Source organism: Claveliimonas bilis (genome assembly GCF_030296775.1).
GTDB classification, from domain to species: domain Bacteria; phylum Bacillota; class Clostridia; order Lachnospirales; family Lachnospiraceae; genus Claveliimonas; species Claveliimonas bilis.
In genome coordinates, this window is record NZ_AP027742.1 from 2,379,510 (window position 1) to 2,398,956 (window position 19,447).

Below are 19,447 nucleotides of genomic sequence, written 5' to 3' on the forward strand. Positions count from 1 at the left end.
GGGGAAAACAAAAAGGTTCTGTGCAAATGAAAATGATTGACACAGGACCTTTTTTAGACCGTAAAATAACGTCGGGGACAGAGTATTTGCAAAATACTCTGTCCCCGATCTGTAAAAAGAAGTTTTCCTTCTATGCTATCTCATTATATTTCTGTGCAATATTCAGCGCATGATCTCCGATTCGCTCAAAATCTGTAAGGATTTCGGAATAGATAATACCTGTATCTGCCTGGCAGGTTCCTTTCTGCATGCGGTTTACCTGTTTGTCACGGTATTCATCCCTCATATCGTCAATCCTCTGCTCATTCTGTGCTGTGCGCTCCAGAATCTTTTCCTTCTCTCCCCGCGTAAATCCTTCCAGTGTATCGATCGTTTTCAGACACATGTCACGCATCGCCCGCACTTCGGAAAGCGCTTCCTCGGAGAAAGTCTGTTTCCACTTTTTCAGATTAGATGCATATCCCGCAATATTCATCGCATGATCGCCAATTCGTTCCAGATTGCCCACTACAGTATAGTAGCCGTTGATATTTACCAAATCCTGACTGCCGGCCTCTGTAGACATTACATGGACAATATAACGGGATATCTCCACATTGAGGTAGTCAATGTATTCTTCCCTCTCATCAATCTCTTCCCGCTTCTCAACATCATTGTTTAAGAGGGCATCAAAACTCTCCTCTACATTTTTACGGACCATACCTGTCATACGGTCAACTTCCTTCTCAACCTGTGTCTGTACAATTGCTGCATGTCCCACCTGATAATTGGTCTCAAAGGGAACAATATATTTGAGACGTTTGACTTCCTCCTTCTCTTTTTCGCTCTCCGGAAGGATTTTCTCTGCCAGCTTCGCCATATAAGTTCCGAATGGCAGAAGGAGCAGTGTCGTCACAATATTAAACGTCGTATGCACATTGGCGATCTGTGCAGCCGGGTTACCCGGTGCTGTCTGTGCCATCAAAGATGTGAATGGTGTCACTATACAAATAATTGTAAATAAAACAGAACCGATAATATTGAACATTAAATGAATGATCGTGGTTCTCTTCGCGTTCGTCTTTGTTCCGATAGACGCCAGAACCGCTGTAATACATGTTCCTATATTCTGTCCAAACAGAATATATACCGCACTGGAAAGAGGAACAAGTCCAGCTGTAGCAAGCGCCTGCAGAATACCTACTGACGCGGAAGAGGACTGGATGATCGCGGTAAAAATCGCACCCATTGCAATTCCTGCCAGCGGATTCTGGAAGGTTGTCATAAAGTTAATGAACACTTCCGAGCTCTGGAGAGGAACCATAGCAGCCCCCATCATATCCATACCGATGAAGAGCACACCGAATCCGGCGATCACTTCACTGATATGTCTTACTTTTTCTTTTTTCACAAACATGATGCACGCCACGCCGACAAATGCAAAAAACGGCGCCATAGCCCCTACATCGAGAGCGATCAGCTGTCCGGTAATGGTTGTACCGATATTGGCTCCCATAATTACCCATACAGCCTGTCTAAGAGTCATAAGTCCTGAATTTACAAATCCCACAACCATGACTGTGGTTGCTGAAGACGACTGAATAACTGCGGTAATGATCGCACCTGCAATAACACCTTTGATCCGGTTAGAAGTAAGTTTTTCCAGGATTGTCTTCATTTTGTTTCCTGCCGCTGTTTCCAGACCGGTACTCATCATCTGCATACCGTACAGGAAAAGTGCAAGTCCCCCTAGCAACTGCAAAACTTCTGTGATTCCCATAATTTTTTCCATCCTTTGTATGATTGTTTTTATTTTTTACCTTTTAGATAAGCTCTTCATAAAAGAGCAGCATCAAAGGCATAGTAACAATACAGAAAATTACAGACATAACATTTATTACACTGGCATATATGGCATCTCTGTCATGTATCTGCGCAAGCTGCGTCACCATAACCGCTGCCGGAGCGCTGGCTGCCAGTATGACGATCATCAGGATATATTCAGCATCCGGATGAAGATTTCGGATTCCACTGCATGCAAAAATCAGTATAATGATCATCGGAAAGAAAATCAGCCGTAAAAAGCAGATAAAATATGGCCTTTTCTGGCAAAATACCCATTTCAAATCTACATTTCCAATGATCATTCCCACAACCATCATGCTTGCAGGTCCTATCATATCCCCAAATCCACTGATACACTCATTTACGATCACAGGCAGGCGTATTTTCGTAAGGAACAAAAACAGTCCTGTTATAATCGCAATGATATTCGGATTCAGTAATATTTTCCTGTAATTCATCTCCAGTCCCTGACAGATCACTGACTGCCCATGGGTCCAGATAAGTATCGTCTGTACGATCATAAATGCAGTTGTGTAAAATACCCACTCTGCTCCAAGTACTGCTCCCACCAGGGGAACGATCAGATTTCCGGAGTTACTGTATTCCACTGAAGCTTTCTCAATCCCATTCAAATGGAACGGTTTCGATAGAAGCTTCCCTCCACCGATCAAAATAATATGCACCAGTATCGAAGCCCCTCCGGCCAGAAGGAGCCCCTTGACCTTATCTGCAGTAAAATCGATCTGAAATGCATCAATGATCACACAAGGAGAACAGATATACACTACCAGATTTGAAATGATCCGGCTTTCATATTCTCTGAATTTTCCGGATTTCACGGCCAGATAACCTACCAGCCCCATCAAAAAGAGCGCTGCGATCTGCTCCGCCAGCAGTATACTTAATTCCATTGTTCTCTCATCCCATCTTTTCCTCGCCCGTCTAACGGATAGCCGTTACCGTATTGGCAGGAGTATCTTCTTTATACTCCATTGTAATTGTCTGTCCTTCTTCATATCGAATGATGTCGATATGATCCACTACCGATACATCAAAAATCTGGTCTGAACTGTCAAGCATAATATAGTAGTGAGAATTTCCATCCACGACACCTTGAGCAATTTTCGTAATCTTGCCGCTTATGCTCTTTTCCTGCCGGGTATCCTCTTCTTCTTTTGTAATTCCATTTTTCACAAGGAGATTTCTGTAGCTTTCCTCACATTCATTTACACTGTCTCCCACTGCCACAATCTGATATTTCTGAATATTGACAAGGGCATATTTTTTTACCAGCCCGGCATCATCTTTCAGTGCGATAAAATATGTCGGTTCATCTGCCACATTAAGCAGCATCGGAAAAGTGGCCGTGTATTTCAGATTCTGCACCTGCCCTTCGGCAGACGCCATGGCCGCTGCCTCTGTTGCACCTTCCACTTCATAGTACCTTGTTTCCATTGTCCTCTGGTTTGCCAGAACGAATCCTACATTGGACTGATCTCCATTTACTGAGGTCACGCCGGTATACATCCACACATCATCATCCAGAGCCAGATAATTATATCCTTCTGTAGCCCGCAGACAATCCCTCTGCCCTAAAATACTATTGAAGAATCCATGCTTCAACGTACCGTAATAATTGAACAGTTCCACCAGAAGATCTGCGGAATAGGCACGGTCAATCCACTGTGGCGCATCTTCCACATCATAGGTTGTCGTTTCCCCTGTAATTGCATTACAGAGTACGACCTTTCCTACTGTTTCTCCTCCAAATAATCCAATATTAAATTTTTTCACCGGAGCGATCCAATATGGAACTCCTTCATCATCAATTTCAAAGCTCAGTTCCCCGTAAATATAGGTCGGATGAGCAAACCTCAAATGACGGTATATATTCCTGTTAAAGTATTCGCTTGTGGAATATTTGATACCTTCCTCCAATTTAACCAGCTCTGTATTTTGATTCGTCATATCGATCATGATATAGGCCGGTATTCCTTCCGACTGATTTGTCAGCCACTTAATGGGACTTGCATATTTCAGAGGAGATACCCTCACCGGTCTGTCCTGGTAGTTGATCTGACTGTAGATATTATCTGCCTCAAACTGTGATACCATGTCCACCATGCTTCCCATTTTTCTGTCGCCGAGAATTTCAGCAGAATCCTTATCAAGAAGCGGTATTTTGTCAAAAGAAACTTCTTCGATATCTTTTGTAAATTCTCGTTCCTCTACCTTTAAAAGACTTTGATATTTTTTCGCATTAATAATAGGTGAGGACAGGAGTGTCCCTGCCAGATAAACCACTCCGATAATCAGGATCAAAATCCCGAAAATTTTCATGACTCTGGACTGCTTCAGTTCTGTTCTTCCCAACCGTTTTCTTACTGCATAGGCAACTGCAAGCACAGCAAGAAGGAACAGCGCAAAAAACCAGACGTCCGACGAGTGGATATTAATTGCCGGGAGCGCTACATAATAGTAGATTCCTGCAAGGATCAGGACAATCATCCCCAGCAATACTTTTCTGCTTGTTTTCATAATTCCTCCTTTTTATGGAGTCTTAAAATTTTTTTCTCCATACATAAGAGAATAACATTAAAAACGGGAAGATTTCAAGCCTTCCGGCCAACATATCTAAACAAAACACAAATTTTGCCAGAAGTGAATAGTCTGCAAAACTTCCCACCGGCCCGGTCATACCAAGGCCGGGGCCAACATTACCCAGCGCTGTGATCACCGAACCGACTGTCGTTTCAAAATCAAAATTATCCAGTGAAACAATCAAAACTGATACGATCGCAAGGGTAATATAGGCAAGCAGATATACATAGACATTTCTTATTGTATCCTCGCCCAGCTTCTTTTTATTCAGCTTTACTACATTTACTGACTTAGGGTGCAGCATCTGTTTGATTTCTTTATAAATACTTTTCAGGGAGATCAAAAGTCTTGATACTTTGATTCCGCCTCCTGTGGAAGACGCACAGGCTCCAATGATCATCAGTGCTACAAGCACACATCTGGAAAACTCCGGCCACAGCATATAATCTGCTGTAGCGTATCCGGTAGTGGTAATGATCGATGCTACCTGAAATGCCGAATAGCGGAATGCTTCGGCCACAGACCCGTATATCGGATAAATATTGATCATTATCATTACGACCGCACCTGATATGATGAGCAGATATGCCCGTAATTCTTCATTTTTAAATACCAGTTTAAATTCACGGACCGCCAGGAAAAAGTACAGGTTAAAGTTGATCCCGAACAGAATCATAAATACACTGATCACTCCATCCAGATAGGCGCTGTCGAAATGCCCCACACTGTCTGCATAATTGGAAAATCCGCCTGTCCCCGCTGTCCCAAATGCATGGATCAGAGAATCAAAAAGATTCATTCCTCCCAAAAGCAGAAGAACAACCTGGATCGCCGTCAAAATAAAATACATTCCGTAAAGGATCTGCGCTGTTGTCCGTGATTTTGGAACCAGTTTATCTTTCTCTGGCCCTGGTACTTCCGCGCGCATCAGATGAATGGAACTTTGCTTGTCCAGGTTCGTCAGCACCATAACAAAAACGAGCACACCCATTCCGCCTACCCAGTGTGTCAGACTTCTCCAGAAAGTCATACACTGCGGAAGCACTTCCACGTTCTTCAGAATCGTAGATCCTGTCGTGGTAAATCCGGATACGGTTTCAAAAAATGCATCCATATAATTCGGGATCGATCCGGAAAGGAAAAAAGGAAGTGCTCCAAAAAGCGACCACAAGATCCAGGCTGATGAAACGATCAGCAGGCCGTCTTTTCCGTAAAGCATCGTATTTTCCGGTTTCTTCCTTCCTGTCAGCAGGAAAATAACTGCCAGCACCGCGGCCGTAATAACAAAATAAACCGCACATTTTTCCTGATAGATCAATCCTACAAGCGCCGGGATCAGAAGGAGAAGCCCCTCCACTCCCATCATTTTACCGAGAATATGTAAAATCATCTTCCTGTTCATTTTTTGTTTCCCTCTATTTCTCCAGCATATCCTTCAGGTCATTGACTCCCCGCTCTGTTGTTACGATTACAACGCTGTCCCCGACTTCAATATGATCATCACCATTGGGAATCCGGATTTTTCCCTTTCTCCCGATGCAGGCAATAAGATAGTTTTTCTTTGTCTTCAGATCTTTCAGAGGGATGTTGGTGTATTCACATTCCTTCCGGATAATAAATTCCAATGCTTCAACTTTACCGTTTACCAGTCGGTACAGAGCTTCCACGTTGGCACTTTTTAAGGATTTACGCCTTGCCCTCACATAGCTTAGAATCACATCGGCAGTTGCACTCTTTGCCGACACAATACTGTCAATTCCCAGTCCTTCCACCATCTGTGCCCTGGAATCCTCATTAACCTTAGCAACGATCTTCGGCACATTTTTTGTTTTCGCAAACAGCGCCATGATAATATTTTCTTCATCCATTCCTGTCAGAGCCACAAGGGCATCAGCATGCTCAATCCCCTCTTCGATCAAAAGGTCGTGATTTGTAGCATCTCCATGGATGATCGTTGCGTCCGGCAGCATTTCACAGAGCTTTTCACATTTATTATAATCCTTCTCGATGATCTTTACATTCATTCTGTCTGATCCGAGCTGGCTTGCCAGATAATAGCTTACGCTGCCGCCTCCGCAGATCAGCACATTTTTTACTTTTCCGCTTCTCTTTCCCAGGGCATTAAAAAATGACTCCAGCTCCTTATGGGTAGCAGCCATATGGATCTTATCCCCTTCTCTTAACACTGTTTCTCCATCCGGAATAAATACATCATTTCCACGCTTTACTGCACATACCAGTATCTTGATCTGATATCTCCGGTAAATCTCTGCCAATGAAAGATCTTTCAGGCGGCTCTCAGCACGAATGGGAAATTCCACCAACTCCACCCGGCCTTTTACAAAAGTTTCCACCTTGCTGGTATCCGGAAAAAGAAGTACTCTTGCAATCTCATGAGAAACTGCAAGTTCCGGATTTACAGCCATACTAAGATGCAGATCCTCTTTGAGCAACCCGATCTGTTTATAATAGATGGGATTCCTTACTCTGGCAATCGTATGCTTTGCCCCCAAACGCTTGGCAAGGAGACAGCTTAGCATATTCAACTCGTCTGTAGATGCACAGGCAATCACCAGATCGGCATGTGGAACGTCCGCTTCCTTCTGAACTTCAACATTTGCGCCGTCTCCTGTAATACAGAATATATCCATGCGATTCAGCGCTTCCTTCAGTCTGCCTTCATTCTGGTCGATCAACACAATATCATAATCCTCTTCGGAAAGCTGGGCAGTCAGTTTATGGCCTACCTTTCCATCTCCAATGATAACTATCTTCACCGTTTTTCCCTCTTTTTTATGTAGTTTTTCTATAGGTTTTTTCTTGCCCTGATATTATGGCAAGTGGATTATAGCACTTTTAGTATTATACTGCAATAGAAAAAAGAGACATTCCAGGAAAGGAATTTCCTCCCTGAAATATCTCTTAAATCACTTTGTTTTAGGTTATCTTATGCCTCTTCTGCAGCTCTCTTTGCAATCTCTGCTTCCTGTACATCAGACGGGGCCTGCTCATAGCGGGCAAATTCATACTCATACGTACCGCGTCCGCCTGTCATGGAACGAAGATTTGTACAATATCCGAACAGACCTGTCATCGGCACATCTGCTTCAACTACCTGATAACCGCCGCTTACCGGGTTCATACCAAGCACACGGCCTCTTCTCTTATTCAGATCACCCATAATATCTCCGGTATACTCATCCGGGACTGTGACCTTCACAGAAGCGATCGGCTCAAGCAGAACGGGGCCTGCCTCCATGAAACCTTTCTTAAATGCCTGGATCGTTGCTGTCTTGAACGCCATTTCTGAAGAATCTACAGGATGGTAAGATCCGTCATAGAGAACTGCCTTCACGCCTACAACAGGATATCCTGCCAGAGGTCCTTTCAGGACAGATTCCTGCAGTCCCTTCTCTACTGCCGGGAAGTAGTTCTTCGGAACAGCGCCTCCAACTACTTCTTCTTCAAATACATAAGGAGTCTCCAGATCGCCGGACGGCTCAAAACGCATTTTAACATGTCCATACTGTCCGTGTCCTCCGGACTGTTTCTTATACTTTGTATCAACATCGGATTTTTTACGGATAGTTTCCCGGAAAGCAACCTTCGGCGTCTCCAGAGTAATCTCGCATTTATACCTTGCAAGGAGCTTGCTTGCAACTACCTCCAGGTGCTGATCTCCCATACCATAGATCAGGCTCTGCCGGTTTTCGCTGTCATTGACTGCGCGAAGCGTAACATCCTCTGCCATCATTTTCTGCAGCGCCTGTGATACTTTGTCCTCGTCGCCTTTATTTTTCACTACATACTTCATATATGTATATGGTTTGGAATAATCTGTCTTTCCGTATACGATCTGACTGGATTTCGCGGACAGTGTATCCCCGGTCTTTGTGCTGGAAAGCTTTGCGATGGCGCCGATGTCTCCGGCAAACATCTCGCTTACCTCAACCGGCTTGTTTCCGCACATTGTATAGATCTTTCCAAGTTTTTCCTCTGTCTCTGAAGTAGTATTGTAGAGAACATCATCTCCCTTCAGAACGCCGGAGCATACTTTAACGAAGGAATATTTACCGATAAACGGATCCACCATTGTTTTAAATACATACGCGCTCTTTGCTGCGGAAAAATTGTAGTCTGCTTCAAAGATCTCATTTGTTGTTTTGTTGAGTCCCGCACATTTTCTGCAGTCCGGGCTTGGGAAGAAACGAACAATATCAGAAAGGAGGTTGGCAACTCCCTGTGCCTGAATATTGGATCCCATTGCCACCGGAACAATATCGCCGTCCATAACCTCAGTACGCATTGCCGCCCTGATTTCTTCTATTGAAAATTCTTCTCCGGCAAAATACCGTTCCATAAATTCTTCACTTGTCTCTGCTACTGCTTCAAGAAGTTTTTCCCTGTAGATTTCCAGGTTTGGTTTACAGTAATCCGGAATCTCGCACTCTTCTCTCTGGCCGATGCCTGTATAACGTCTTCCTGCATTCTTGATAACATTTACATAGCCTACTAACTTTTCATTTTCGCGGATCGGCTGAAAATGAGGCGCGATCACCTTTCCATACCGGTCTGTCAGCTGCTGTACCACTTCACGGAAGCTGGCATCATCCACATCCATCTCTGTCACATAAACCATGCGGGGCAGATTGTATTTATCGCAGAGTGCCCAGGCCTTCTCCGTTCCTACCTCTACACCTGCTTTTCCGGAAACAACAATAACTGCGGCGTCAGCTGCACTGACCGCTTCCTCCACTTCTCCGACAAAGTCGAAATATCCCGGCGTATCCAGAATATTGATCTTTGCTTTTTCCCACTCGATGGGTACCAGTGTTGTGCTGATAGAAAATCCCCGCTTCTGTTCCTCTTTATCAAAATCACTGATCGTATTGCCGTCGGCTACCTTTCCCATACGGCTGGTGGCTCCCGATACGTAAGCCATTGCCTCAACAAGGCTTGTCTTTCCGCATCCTCCGTGTCCCAAAAGAACCACGTTCCTGATTTCGTCCGTTCTGTAAACCTTCATATGGCTGCCTCCTTGTTTTGTAAAATCTCATGGGTATATTGTACTAAAAAAAAACTGTTTTTACAACTATTTCATGCACATTTTACAAAATACTGCCTGGTATTAATATACAATTCTGTCTTGAGGAAATTTTTTTCCATTCAGTCAGATTTAAATATCACCTGGTCTTTGACAAGCCCCGGCGGACATAGTAAAATTTAACTAATTGTGATGAAAGATCATTTCATCTGACTACAGCTATCAGAGAGGACTTTAGCAATTTATGAATGAATTTACACACTCCTTTTTATCGTCTGCTGAGGTAAGACGCAAAAAAATCGGTTTTATCGGACTTGGGCTGATCGGCGGCTCCATTGCCCGGGCAATCCGGCAGTATTATCCGGAATATACCATTACCGCATTTGACAAAAACAAAGAAACGCTGGCACTTGCTACCCAGGAGTCTGTGATCGACGTTGCCGCCGTTCATATTGACGACAGTTTCCGGGGATGCGACTATATTTTCTTATGCGCCCCTGTTTCCTATAATAATGCTTATCTTAAGCAGGTTGCCTGTTATCTGAAAGAGGGATGCATTCTGACGGATGTAGGCAGCGTGAAGACAAGCATCCATCAGGAAATTAAAAAACTGAAATTAGGGAAGTATTTCATTGGCGGACATCCTATGGCCGGCTCTGAAAAAAGCGGATATACCAATTCCAAGGCAATGCTGATCGAAAATGCCTACTATATCCTGACTCCTGCCCAGGAAGTCCCTGAAGAGAAGATTTCGGAATTTCAGAATTTTATTGAAAGCCTGAAGGCGCTGCCGGTTGTGCTGGACTATCATCTCCATGATCAGATCACAGCCGCTATCAGCCACCTTCCCCACATTATCGCCTCCACCCTCGTCTGCCTGGTAAGAGATGCAGATACGCCGGATGAGCTGATGAAACAGCTGGCAGCCGGAGGTTTTAAAGATATCACGCGGATCGCCTCCTCCTCGCCTACCATGTGGCAGCATATCTGTCTGAAAAACAAAGAGAATATCTCTCATATTCTGGAACAGTATATTTCTGTACTGGAAGAGGCAAAAGCATCGGTAGACGAAGGGGATGAACAGGCCCTTTACCATCTTTTCGACAGTTCAAGGAATTATAGAAATTCGATTCCCGGCGGATCATCAGGACCCATCAAAAAAGTATTTGCCGTTTACTGTGATATCATTGACGAAGCCGGAGGGATTGCAACAATTGCCACCATTCTTGCTTCCAATAACATCAACCTGAAAAACATCGGCATCATTCACAACCGCGAATTTGAAGAAGGGGTTCTGCGCATAGAATTTTACGATGACGCCTCCTCAAGAAAGGCGTCGGAACTTCTGCAGAAATACAGGTATATTGTTTATGAACGGTAAGTTTACACACAATCAGTTGATCACTCCCGCAATGCACCCGCTGTCCGGAACTATCCGCATTCCCGGCGATAAATCTATTTCTCACCGCGCCGTTATGCTGGGCGCCATTGCAAAGGGAACCACAAGGATACAGGGATTTCTGCCCGGAGCGGACTGCCTGTCTACAATAGAATGTTTTCAGAAAATGGGGATACGTATAGAATATGCAGACTCTTCCAGCGTACGTTCCGACAATTCTTTTTCACCGGAACTTCTTGTACATGGCCAGGGGCTCCATGGATTGAAGCAGCCGGATGGACCTTTGTATACGGGAAACAGCGGAACAACTACCCGGCTGATCTCCGGTATTCTGGCAGGACAGGATTTCAGCTGCATTTTGACAGGGGACGACTCTCTGAACCGGCGGCCGATGAATCGGATCATCGAGCCTCTGTCCCAGATGGGCGCTTCTATTAAAAGCATTTCCGGAAATGGCTGTGCGCCCCTTGGCATCTCCCCCGGAAAGCTTCATGGGATCCGGTATAACTCCAAAGTTGCATCTGCCCAGGTAAAATCTGCCGTCCTTCTGGCCGGGCTGTATGCAGACTCCCCCACAGAGGTGACAGAGCCCGCGCTTTCCCGAAATCATACGGAATCCATGCTGTCCGGCTTTGGTGCCGACGTTTCCTCGCATCAAAATGAGAATGGTTCCTGGTGCGCCTCCATCCAGCCCTGCCGGGAACTTTTTGCCCAGGATATCCAGGTACCCGGAGACATTTCCTCAGCAGCCTATTTCATTGCTGCTGCCCTTCTGATCCCCGGCTCCCGGCTTCTTATCAAAAACACCGGGATCAATCCCACCCGGGCCGGCATCCTGAAAATATGCAGGGAAATGGGCGCTGACATCACCTGCATCAATCAGCATGTTTCTGCCGGTGAGCCTACCGCTGATCTGCTGGTAAACTACTCTCCTCTTCACGGCACAGCCATTGGCGGATCTGATATCCCTACTCTCATTGACGAGCTGCCGGTTATCGCTGTTCTTGCAGCATACGCCAAAGGTACCACTGTCATCTCCGATGCCGCTGAACTGAAAGTCAAAGAAAGCAACCGGATCGACAGCATCACCCGCGGACTTCAGGCTATGGGCGCTGATGTCATTCCCACTGATGACGGCATGATCATCCACGGCGGAAAAGCATTGAGGGGCGCCGCAATCGACAGCTTCCTTGATCACCGGATTGCCATGGCATTTACAGTGGCGGCCCTTGCAGCGGAAGGGGAGACCATTATACAAAACGCCCAGTGCGTGGACGTTTCCTATCCGGGATTTTATGATGAAATATGCAGTTTGGGACGTAACACTTTTTAAAAGTGTTACGTCCCAAACTGCATAATACCATGGGTAAAACTGCGAAATACCCCGTCCTTTTTTGCTTAATAATACTTCACTGTCACACTTTTCCCCAAATGTTCCGCACATTCTTTCAGCTGTTCCACAAGATTCATCCGAACACTCAGATCAAAAGGAAGATTAGAGCTTTGATGTGCCGGATTCAAAGATTTCCCCACAAAGAGGTGAAGATCCGTACATTCTTCGATTAAAAGCTTGGCCAGCTTTGCCGCTCCGCTTTTTCCGTCCAGTTCATCGAAAAATTCTTCATCAAAATCATCCTGCTCATATCTTTTCAAAAGTCCCAATGCTTTACCGATGGTAAGAACCCCTTCCGTCACCAGATCCAGACCTTCGATCGTCGCTGTAGGCGGAACGCTCGGATCTGCATAATCCAGTGATGTAATGATCTCCTTTTTCAGGACTCTGGCAGCAATATTGGCACTTGTACCTCCGCAGACAACTTTTTTCCCTTCGTTTTTCATAAAATCATGAATCACCTGTTCATCGTCCTCTTTATTGGTTGGAGGACCGGTAAAAATATTCACAATTCTCCGTTCGATCACACGAGTCACTGCTACTGTCGTATCATCTCCCGGCTTCTCGCCATACAGCTCAAAGCAGGCCTGCGACAGCATTGCGGCAAGCCGGGATGCGGATAATGTCTCTTTCGTGCATTTCAGTGTATATTCAGCCATGCTTTCCCATGTCCATCCGAAATTCAAAAGCTCGCCGACTCCCGCATAGATCACGCCGTCGCTCATCAGCACAAAGCAGTCGTTTAACTGTACCTGAAACCGATATTCCCTGATCTTCTTGTCCTCGATCATCCGTTCCTCATATGGATAATCCACGATTTTTTTATCCCGGATAAAAACGCAGGAAGGATTGTCAAATTCTACCAGATACGCACTTCCATCATGGAAAATCTGCAGAATACTGAAGGTGGCATAGGCAACTTCTCTCACTTTACAGACCGGCAGCGTACTCGCGATGGTCTCCACACAGGAATCAATGGCCGCTCCATTCAGAAGCATGGTGCCGAGGATTTTAGACGTCAAAGTTGCCAGAATATTGGCTTTTACTCCGCTTCCCATGCCATCTGCCAGGATCACAATATCTGAATCCTTTGTTTTCAGAATCTCAACCTTATCTCCACACAGCTCCTCATGGTGTTTATTCAGACTCTTCCACGCTATATCAACACGAACGCTCATATCATTCTTCCTCTTCAAATAAAATGGAATCCCTAAGCTTTGACAGCGTTACCTTTGTCTCTGCCGTTGTTTCTCCAAGAAGCCCTGCAATCTCCTGCGCAACCATCATCTGTTTGTCAATGACTTTCTGCGCCATCTCCACTGTCTCCATCTTCAAATGGTAATGCTGTTCCCTTGCCTTTTCTTCTTTTGTCACATCCTGGTAAGTCACAAGAACGGATTCCAGATGGTCAATATAAATAATGCTCTCTACTACCATCATTTCCGACGCATCCAGGCTGACTTTCTTTCGTATGATCTGTTCCTTTGTATCCAATACCTGAACGATATCCTCCGGCTCAATAAATTCAAAAATATACCGCTCCAGCGCCTCTTCTCTGGATACCCCCAGCATCTTCTGGGCTTTTTTATTACATTCCCGGATCCGAAGCTCTTTATCAATGATCAGTATCATACTGGGCGTCACATCCATAACAATATTGGACATAGACTCTGCCTGTGCAACTGCATGGGGCAGACACATGCCGATCTCTGCTTTTTTCTGAAAAACTGCTTTCGCCTTTGCACGACAGCTTGGATAACCGCATGCCCCGCAGTTCAGCTCATCTTCTTTGGTGTATTTTCCCATAGCGTGCAGCACTTCTTCCATCTGCTCTTCTGTCGGCTCCATATCTGTCACACGGCGGTCCATAAATATTTTCTCCATGTCCACGCCGCTGCCATCGATCTCACTTGCTTCCTCCCGGTAAACCGCCTGATCCTCTACGTCCATCTTTGCTCGGACCACAGACCGCTGCCATTTATCGGATGCAGGCCCTTTTATGCACCCTCCTTCACAGACATTCACCTCAAAAAAGCAGTTTTCAATCTCATTCTTTTTCAATTCATCAAAAAGTTCCATACATGCAGTAAGTCCGTCTACAGAAACTTTATAGTAATTATCCTCCACGGAACTTGCCCGAATGGATTTGATAATACCCCCTCCTACAGGATACAGCTGATTTACTTTCGGACTCGGGTTGCCAAGAGGCTCGCTTGGACACTCTTTCGGGTTGATTCCTTCCCTTTCCCACCACTTTACAATTTCTTCAAAGGTAAGAATAGCGTCAATAGCCCCGCTTACTCTTTCATCACCTTCCGCTTCCTCTTTTTTGGCAATACAGGGACCCAGAAATACAACTTTCACATCATCCCCGTAAATCTGCCGGATCAGGCGTCCATGAGCGATCATAGGCGATACCACCGGCGCCATCAAAGGAACAAGCTCAGGGTAATATTTCTCGATCAGATCGTTTACACTGGGACAGCATGTTGTGATAATGTTGGTCATCTTTCCCTCTTTTAAGAGCCGGCGATATTCTTTTGTTACCAGGGCCGCTCCTTCCGCCGTTTCTCTCACTTCATAAAATCCAAGCTTTTTCAGGGCCGATACAACCTGTCCCGGCTTGTCATAGTCCAGCACTCCCAGATAGGAAGGCGCAATAGAAATGATAACCTTCATATTCTGCCGAAGATAGCCTACAACCCGGTCCATATCACTTGCAAATTTCTTCGCATTCTGGGGACAGACTTCCAGACAATGCCCGCAGTTGATACAGTGGTCTTTCATAATATGAGCCTGGGCATTCTGCACGGAGATTGCCTTTACCTCGCAGTGACGTACACATTTATAGCAATGTCTGCAGCTTGCATCCTTAAAATCTATAACCCGCATTCTCACTCCTCCTTTCCTATGATCTTAAAAAAGAACTCATCCACCTCTTCCGGCCCGATATGGTAAATCTCATCATCCACTTTCACACTGACTTTCCTGGAGCACTTTCCCATGCAAAAAGATCCTCCCAGTTCAATCTGTTCATCCATTCCCTGTTCTTTTACCAGTTCCTGTATCCTTTTTACTACAGTCTCTGATCCCCGCAAATGACAGGAACTTCCAATACAAATTTTAATCTTCATCCGGTATCCCCCTTTATTTTTCGGGCTTTTATCATAGTATATCATCCGCTTTGTCCCCCTGCAACGGAAACAGCAATATACGCCACAATAATAGTGTCTGATACCGCTTGCTTTTTGTCCTGCTCAGATTTACAATAAAATCAGTTTACAAAAACACATTGGTTGTACTTATGTAACATACAAAAGAGGTGGGGAACATGTCGGAATTGAAACGTCACAGAAAAAAACAAAAAAGGAGAAAGTCCAGACATCTGCTGGCCGGAAGCTCGGCATTCTATGCCGGTGTTTTCTCCTGTATTGCTGCAGCCATTGTTGTTTCAGCCCTTCTGTCTGTCTATTTTCCGACTGCAGCAAAACCGGAAAAGGGAAAGCCCAAGGCAGTGGAAGTATCCGCAGAGCCTTCCACCGCCAAAAAACCGGCTTCTATCACTTATACAGCCGCCGGAGACATTATTCTCCACAAACCGTTTCTGGAATCTCCCGTTTATCTGGATTCCCAGGACGGGACCTATGATTACACATCCATTTTCACCTACTGCAAAGATCTCCTGTCAGAGGCCGACTATACCTCTGTCACCTTTGAAGGTTCTCTTGTAGATGGAAGTAACGGCTACAGCGGATACCCTATGTTTCAGGGTCCTGACGCCCTGGCCGACGCTCTGGCAGCAAGCGGGATCGATATGGTAAATCTTGCCAGCAATCATGTATATGATGCAGCAGAAGAAGGTTTTCTGCGTACATTGGATGTAATAAAGCAGAAAAATCTTATCCCCTGCGGTGTCCGGTCTTCCGAAGAGGAAAACAGATATACTATTCAGGATATCGGCGGGATCAAAGTCGGCATCATCAGTTATGTATATGAGACAACCGAAGCGGGCGGGGCTCCATCCATTAACGGCATTCCCTTGTCCGACAGCGCTTCCGCTCTGATCAATTCTTTCGATTACAATGATCTGGACAGTTTCTATACAGAACTTCAGGATTCTTTGGAGGCAATGGAAAAAGACGGAGCTGAATATACTATCGCTTATATGCATTGGGGCACTGAGTACCAGACGCAACAGTCCCAGCAACAGGAGGAGATTGCACAGAAATTATGTGATCTGGGGATTGACGTTCTGATCGGCAGTCATCCTCATGTCATTCAGCCGGTAGATCTTCTCACAAGCACGAACGGAGAACACCAGATGGTATGCGCCTACGCCATCGGCAACTTTCTTTCCAATCAGCAAAAAGAATATATGCAGGCCGAAATGCCCACAGGCGAGACAGAGGATGGATATGTTCTCAGTCTTTCTATCGACAGAGATAAAAAAGGCAATATTTCTCTGACTGACGCTGTTTTCACTCCTACCTGGGTCTATCGCTTTGATGATGTGGGAGCACAGTTTTATATCCTTCCTGTCAACGATCCGGCTGCCCTGGAAACTTCAACCGGCATTTCCGGCATTTCAGCGGAAGCCCAGGAGTCTGCCAGCCGCACCGGGGCTATCATTAACGAAGGAGTGGAAAAAGTAAGAGCAGCTCTTCCCATCAGAAGTTAAATCTGATGGGATTTTTATACGCTGCCGTAAATATCTTCCACTGTTTCCGCAAGGTAATCCGCCCCGGCCGTCTCCAGTTCTTCCCTGCTTCCGTATCCGTACAGCACGCCCATACTGTCAAGGCCGTTTTCTTTCGCCCCCTGGATATCATGCTTCCTGTCGCCGATCATGAGTGCTTTTCTTTTATCTGTAATACTGCACTGCTCCAGGGCATAGGCGATCACATCTCCCTTTTTCACACGATTTTCATCCATAGTAGCCCCGGCAACAAACGTAAAATAGCTGTCCAGGTGAAAGTATTCCAGAATCTGGCCTGCAAAAAATTCCGGTTTTGAGGTGGCCAGCACCAGCGTTTTGCCGTCTTCCTTCATTCTCTTCAACACATCTTCTATTCCCGGATAAAGCTTATTCTCAAATATTCCTTTTTTGCTGTAATATTCCCGGTAAAACCTGATCCCTTTTTTCGCCTCGTCCGCCGAAAATCCATAAAACTCCCGGAAGGAATCTGCCAGCGGGGGGCCGATAAATCGATAGAGTTTCCTTCTGTCCCTCTCATGGATTCCGAATTTTTGCAGTGCATACATAACAGAATTGGTAATTCCCTCTCCCGGGTCTGTCACCGTTCCGTCCAGATCAAACAAAAAATACTGATAATTCTTCATGTTTCCTCCTGAAATCTCCTTCTAATCGAGTAGGAGGTAGGCGATTATTTCGCCTACCGACCTCTCACACCACCGTGCGTACCGTTCGGTACACGGCGGTTCAATCAACTTAACAAGTAACCCGCCTTTCGGCGTAGTAGTCTTCCATAGATACAAGCCCAAACTTAGCCAGTCTCTCTTTACTGATTCCAATGTGGAGATTCCAGCTCCTGCACACTCTGGCATATCCCTTTGCATACGAAATACCATGTGCCGCACGCCGTGGCAGTCCGAGCTTGATAAGGTTCTTTTCCCTGTTCTTAGGTGTTTTCCAGTGTTTCCAGATACACATCCGCAATCGAAAGCGGATATGCTTATCGAGCTTTCCACATAACTTTTTCATGCTTCCGATTTTGAAGTAATTAATCCATCCTCGTATCAGTTGGTTGAGTTTCTCCACCTTATAGGTGTTGCTGACTCCCCAACTCCTACATGTAAGTTTCTTCATTTGCTCCTTAAACTTTTCCACCGCTTTCGTGTGGGGTCTGGCTTTATATCCTTTGGCAAATGAGTCATAGTAAAATCCAAACCCAAGATACTTTATCCCTTTTGGTTTATCTACCTTGCTCTTTTCGGCATTCACTTTGAGTCCGAGTTTATTCTCTATAAATCTCGTCACACTCTTCATGACCCGTTCCGCCGCCTGCCTGCTCCCGACCATGATGATTAGGTCATCGGCATACCTGACAAAATCCAGCCCTCTTGCTTCCAGTTCCTTGTCCAGCTCGTTAAGCATGATATTCGCTAATAATGGCGAGATATTCCCTCCCTGCGGTGTGCCGACTATTGTATCTTCATACTCATCGTCTATCATCACTCCGCTGACTAGAAACTTTCTTACCACTGATATCACATCCCCGTCCTTTATGGTTCGTCCGATGATTGTCATCAGCTTATCATGGTCTACCGTATCAAAGAACTTCGCAAGGTCAATGTCTACTATCCAGCTGTGTCCGTCATTCATCATCTCCAATGCCTTTAGGACTGCCTGCTGTGCGCATCGGTTTGGTCTGAATCCGTAACTATGGTCATGAAACTGCTCCTCAAATATCGGAGTCAATACCTGTGCTACCGCCTGTTGTACAAAACGATCAACTACCGTCGGCACCCCCAGGTTCCTTACTCCTCCGTCTGGCTTCGGTATCTCCACTCTGCGTACCGGCTGCGGCTTATATTTTCTCCTCCGTAGCTGTTCCATGATGTTCTCGCCGTTTTCCGAAAGGTATGGACCGAGTTCTTCCACGGTCATTCCGTCTACCCCTGCCGCTCCTTTGTTCCTGACGACTTGCAGATATGCCGCATTAAGATTGTCCTTACTCAATATCTGCTCCATTAGACTACTTATGTCCATGCGTTGTTTCCTTTCTGCCCCTTTTGCCTTTTCCGCCTTTGAAGTTATCGACAGGCGTTGCTCCGGCTACGAAGTGGAACGTACTTCAACTGATTGATTGTTCAGCCCTTCGCTCCATTCCCATTACAGGAACTTCCTCACTACTATGGCTTCTGCTGACTTCTCACTGTTCGTTGTTACTACGGCTGATGAAACCGCCTGTGAGACCTCCCCAGTTAAGGTGCGTATTCTTTCCCTCCATGCACCTGCCACATTTACTCGTACTTCCGGCAACCTTTTGGACTTCAGTGCCTTTTGCCACCTTATCCGCATTTCCGAGCCTTATATGCGGTTCCTGTCCGTCAGGTCAGAGGTTTGCTTACAGCTTCTTTCAGATTCCGTCTCACGGCGGACACCCTTGCTGTTCGGCTATGTGCTTCGTCGTTGCCTACGCGCACTTGGGACTTTCACCCATTA

Annotated in this window: 14 protein-coding genes; 3 read left to right on the forward strand and 11 right to left on the reverse strand. The window is 45.6% G+C overall.

What is annotated here, in order from left to right; all coding sequences use genetic code 11:
• Positions 1-130 precede the first annotated feature (130 nt).
• The 6 genes from R2J37_RS11575 to R2J37_RS11600 form a co-directional block, all read right to left on the reverse strand.
• On the reverse strand, positions 131-1,759 hold the full coding sequence (locus tag R2J37_RS11575) for a Na/Pi cotransporter family protein (RefSeq protein WP_316265096.1): 1,629 nt from the start codon (positions 1,757-1,759) through the stop codon (positions 131-133).
• Between the two features lie 43 nt (positions 1,760-1,802).
• Positions 1,803-2,735, reverse strand: coding sequence for an AEC family transporter (locus R2J37_RS11580; protein ID WP_316265098.1), 933 nt, complete (start codon positions 2,733-2,735; stop codon positions 1,803-1,805).
• A 31-nt stretch (positions 2,736-2,766) separates the two neighbouring features.
• Complete coding sequence (locus R2J37_RS11585) at positions 2,767-4,362, reverse strand: CvpA family protein (protein WP_316265100.1); 1,596 nt, start codon at positions 4,360-4,362, stop codon at positions 2,767-2,769.
• A 22-nt stretch (positions 4,363-4,384) separates the two neighbouring features.
• Positions 4,385-5,827 (reverse strand): TrkH family potassium uptake protein, encoded by a 1,443-nt coding sequence (locus tag R2J37_RS11590; protein WP_230105536.1) that lies wholly within the window; start codon positions 5,825-5,827, stop codon positions 4,385-4,387.
• 13 nt (positions 5,828-5,840) lie between these two features.
• Positions 5,841-7,202 carry a Trk system potassium transporter TrkA gene (gene trkA / locus R2J37_RS11595; RefSeq protein ID WP_316265102.1) on the reverse strand — a complete coding sequence of 454 codons (1,362 nt, stop codon included), beginning with the start codon at positions 7,200-7,202 and terminating at the stop codon, positions 5,841-5,843.
• A gap of 170 nt (positions 7,203-7,372) precedes the next feature.
• Entirely contained in the window at positions 7,373-9,451 is a 2,079-nt protein-coding gene (locus R2J37_RS11600; RefSeq protein WP_230105534.1) for an elongation factor G, read from the reverse strand.
• Positions 9,452-9,713: 262 nt separating this feature from the next.
• On the opposite strand from R2J37_RS11600, the gene R2J37_RS11605 reads away from it, so the two are divergent.
• Together R2J37_RS11605 and aroA are read left to right on the forward strand one after the other, a co-directional pair.
• Positions 9,714-10,850 (forward strand): prephenate dehydrogenase, encoded by a 1,137-nt coding sequence (locus R2J37_RS11605; protein ID WP_316265104.1) that lies wholly within the window; start codon positions 9,714-9,716, stop codon positions 10,848-10,850.
• Positions 10,840-12,201 carry a 3-phosphoshikimate 1-carboxyvinyltransferase gene (gene aroA / locus R2J37_RS11610; protein ID WP_316265106.1) on the forward strand — a complete coding sequence of 454 codons (1,362 nt, stop codon included), beginning with the start codon at positions 10,840-10,842 and terminating at the stop codon, positions 12,199-12,201. Before R2J37_RS11605 ends, aroA begins: the two co-directional genes overlap by 11 nt.
• A gap of 65 nt (positions 12,202-12,266) precedes the next feature.
• Here aroA and R2J37_RS11615 read toward each other — a convergent pair whose 3' ends face one another.
• Genes R2J37_RS11615 through R2J37_RS11625 form a run of 3 tightly spaced genes read right to left on the reverse strand, consistent with a single transcriptional unit; the run spans position 12,267 to position 15,395 of the window.
• Positions 12,267-13,439 carry a SpoIIE family protein phosphatase gene (locus R2J37_RS11615; RefSeq protein WP_230105531.1) on the reverse strand — a complete coding sequence of 391 codons (1,173 nt, stop codon included), beginning with the start codon at positions 13,437-13,439 and terminating at the stop codon, positions 12,267-12,269.
• Position 13,440: 1 nt separating this feature from the next.
• Complete coding sequence (locus R2J37_RS11620) at positions 13,441-15,153, reverse strand: [Fe-Fe] hydrogenase large subunit C-terminal domain-containing protein (protein WP_316265109.1); 1,713 nt, start codon at positions 15,151-15,153, stop codon at positions 13,441-13,443.
• 2 nt (positions 15,154-15,155) lie between these two features.
• Positions 15,156-15,395 (reverse strand): (2Fe-2S) ferredoxin domain-containing protein, encoded by a 240-nt coding sequence (locus tag R2J37_RS11625; RefSeq protein ID WP_230105529.1) that lies wholly within the window; start codon positions 15,393-15,395, stop codon positions 15,156-15,158.
• Between the two features lie 197 nt (positions 15,396-15,592).
• Here R2J37_RS11625 and R2J37_RS11630 point away from each other — a divergent pair, with 197 nt between their 5' ends.
• Positions 15,593-16,939, forward strand: a complete 1,347-nt coding sequence (locus tag R2J37_RS11630) for a CapA family protein (protein WP_316265110.1) — start codon at positions 15,593-15,595, stop codon at positions 16,937-16,939.
• A gap of 14 nt (positions 16,940-16,953) precedes the next feature.
• Here the strand turns inward: R2J37_RS11630 and R2J37_RS11635 are convergent, their stop codons facing one another.
• Entirely contained in the window at positions 16,954-17,601 is a 648-nt protein-coding gene (locus R2J37_RS11635) for an HAD family hydrolase (protein WP_316265112.1), read from the reverse strand.
• Positions 17,602-17,710: 109 nt separating this feature from the next.
• A complete protein-coding gene (ltrA, locus tag R2J37_RS11640; RefSeq protein ID WP_230107305.1) occupies positions 17,711-18,991 on the reverse strand; it encodes a group II intron reverse transcriptase/maturase in 1,281 nt (426 codons plus the stop codon).
• Positions 18,992-19,447 lie beyond the last annotated feature (456 nt).

Coding starts and splice junctions, on each gene's coding strand:
- R2J37_RS11575 (WP_316265096.1), bottom strand. CDS start 1,759: ATGGGAATCACAGAAGTTTTGCAGTTGCTAGGGGGACTTGCACTTTTC.
- R2J37_RS11580 (WP_316265098.1), bottom strand. CDS start 2,735: ATGGAATTAAGTATACTGCTGGCGGAGCAGATCGCAGCGCTCTTTTTG.
- R2J37_RS11585 (WP_316265100.1), bottom strand. CDS start 4,362: ATGAAAACAAGCAGAAAAGTATTGCTGGGGATGATTGTCCTGATCCTT.
- R2J37_RS11590 (WP_230105536.1), bottom strand. CDS start 5,827: ATGAACAGGAAGATGATTTTACATATTCTCGGTAAAATGATGGGAGTG.
- R2J37_RS11600 (WP_230105534.1), bottom strand. CDS start 9,451: ATGAAGGTTTACAGAACGGACGAAATCAGGAACGTGGTTCTTTTGGGA.
- R2J37_RS11605 (WP_316265104.1), top strand. CDS start 9,714: ATGAATGAATTTACACACTCCTTTTTATCGTCTGCTGAGGTAAGACGC.
- aroA (WP_316265106.1), top strand. CDS start 10,840: ATGAACGGTAAGTTTACACACAATCAGTTGATCACTCCCGCAATGCAC.
- R2J37_RS11615 (WP_230105531.1), bottom strand. CDS start 13,439: ATGAGCGTTCGTGTTGATATAGCGTGGAAGAGTCTGAATAAACACCAT.
- R2J37_RS11620 (WP_316265109.1), bottom strand. CDS start 15,153: ATGCGGGTTATAGATTTTAAGGATGCAAGCTGCAGACATTGCTATAAA.
- R2J37_RS11625 (WP_230105529.1), bottom strand. CDS start 15,395: ATGAAGATTAAAATTTGTATTGGAAGTTCCTGTCATTTGCGGGGATCA.
- R2J37_RS11630 (WP_316265110.1), top strand. CDS start 15,593: ATGTCGGAATTGAAACGTCACAGAAAAAAACAAAAAAGGAGAAAGTCC.
- R2J37_RS11635 (WP_316265112.1), bottom strand. CDS start 17,601: ATGAAGAATTATCAGTATTTTTTGTTTGATCTGGACGGAACGGTGACA.
- ltrA (WP_230107305.1), bottom strand. CDS start 18,991: ATGGACATAAGTAGTCTAATGGAGCAGATATTGAGTAAGGACAATCTT.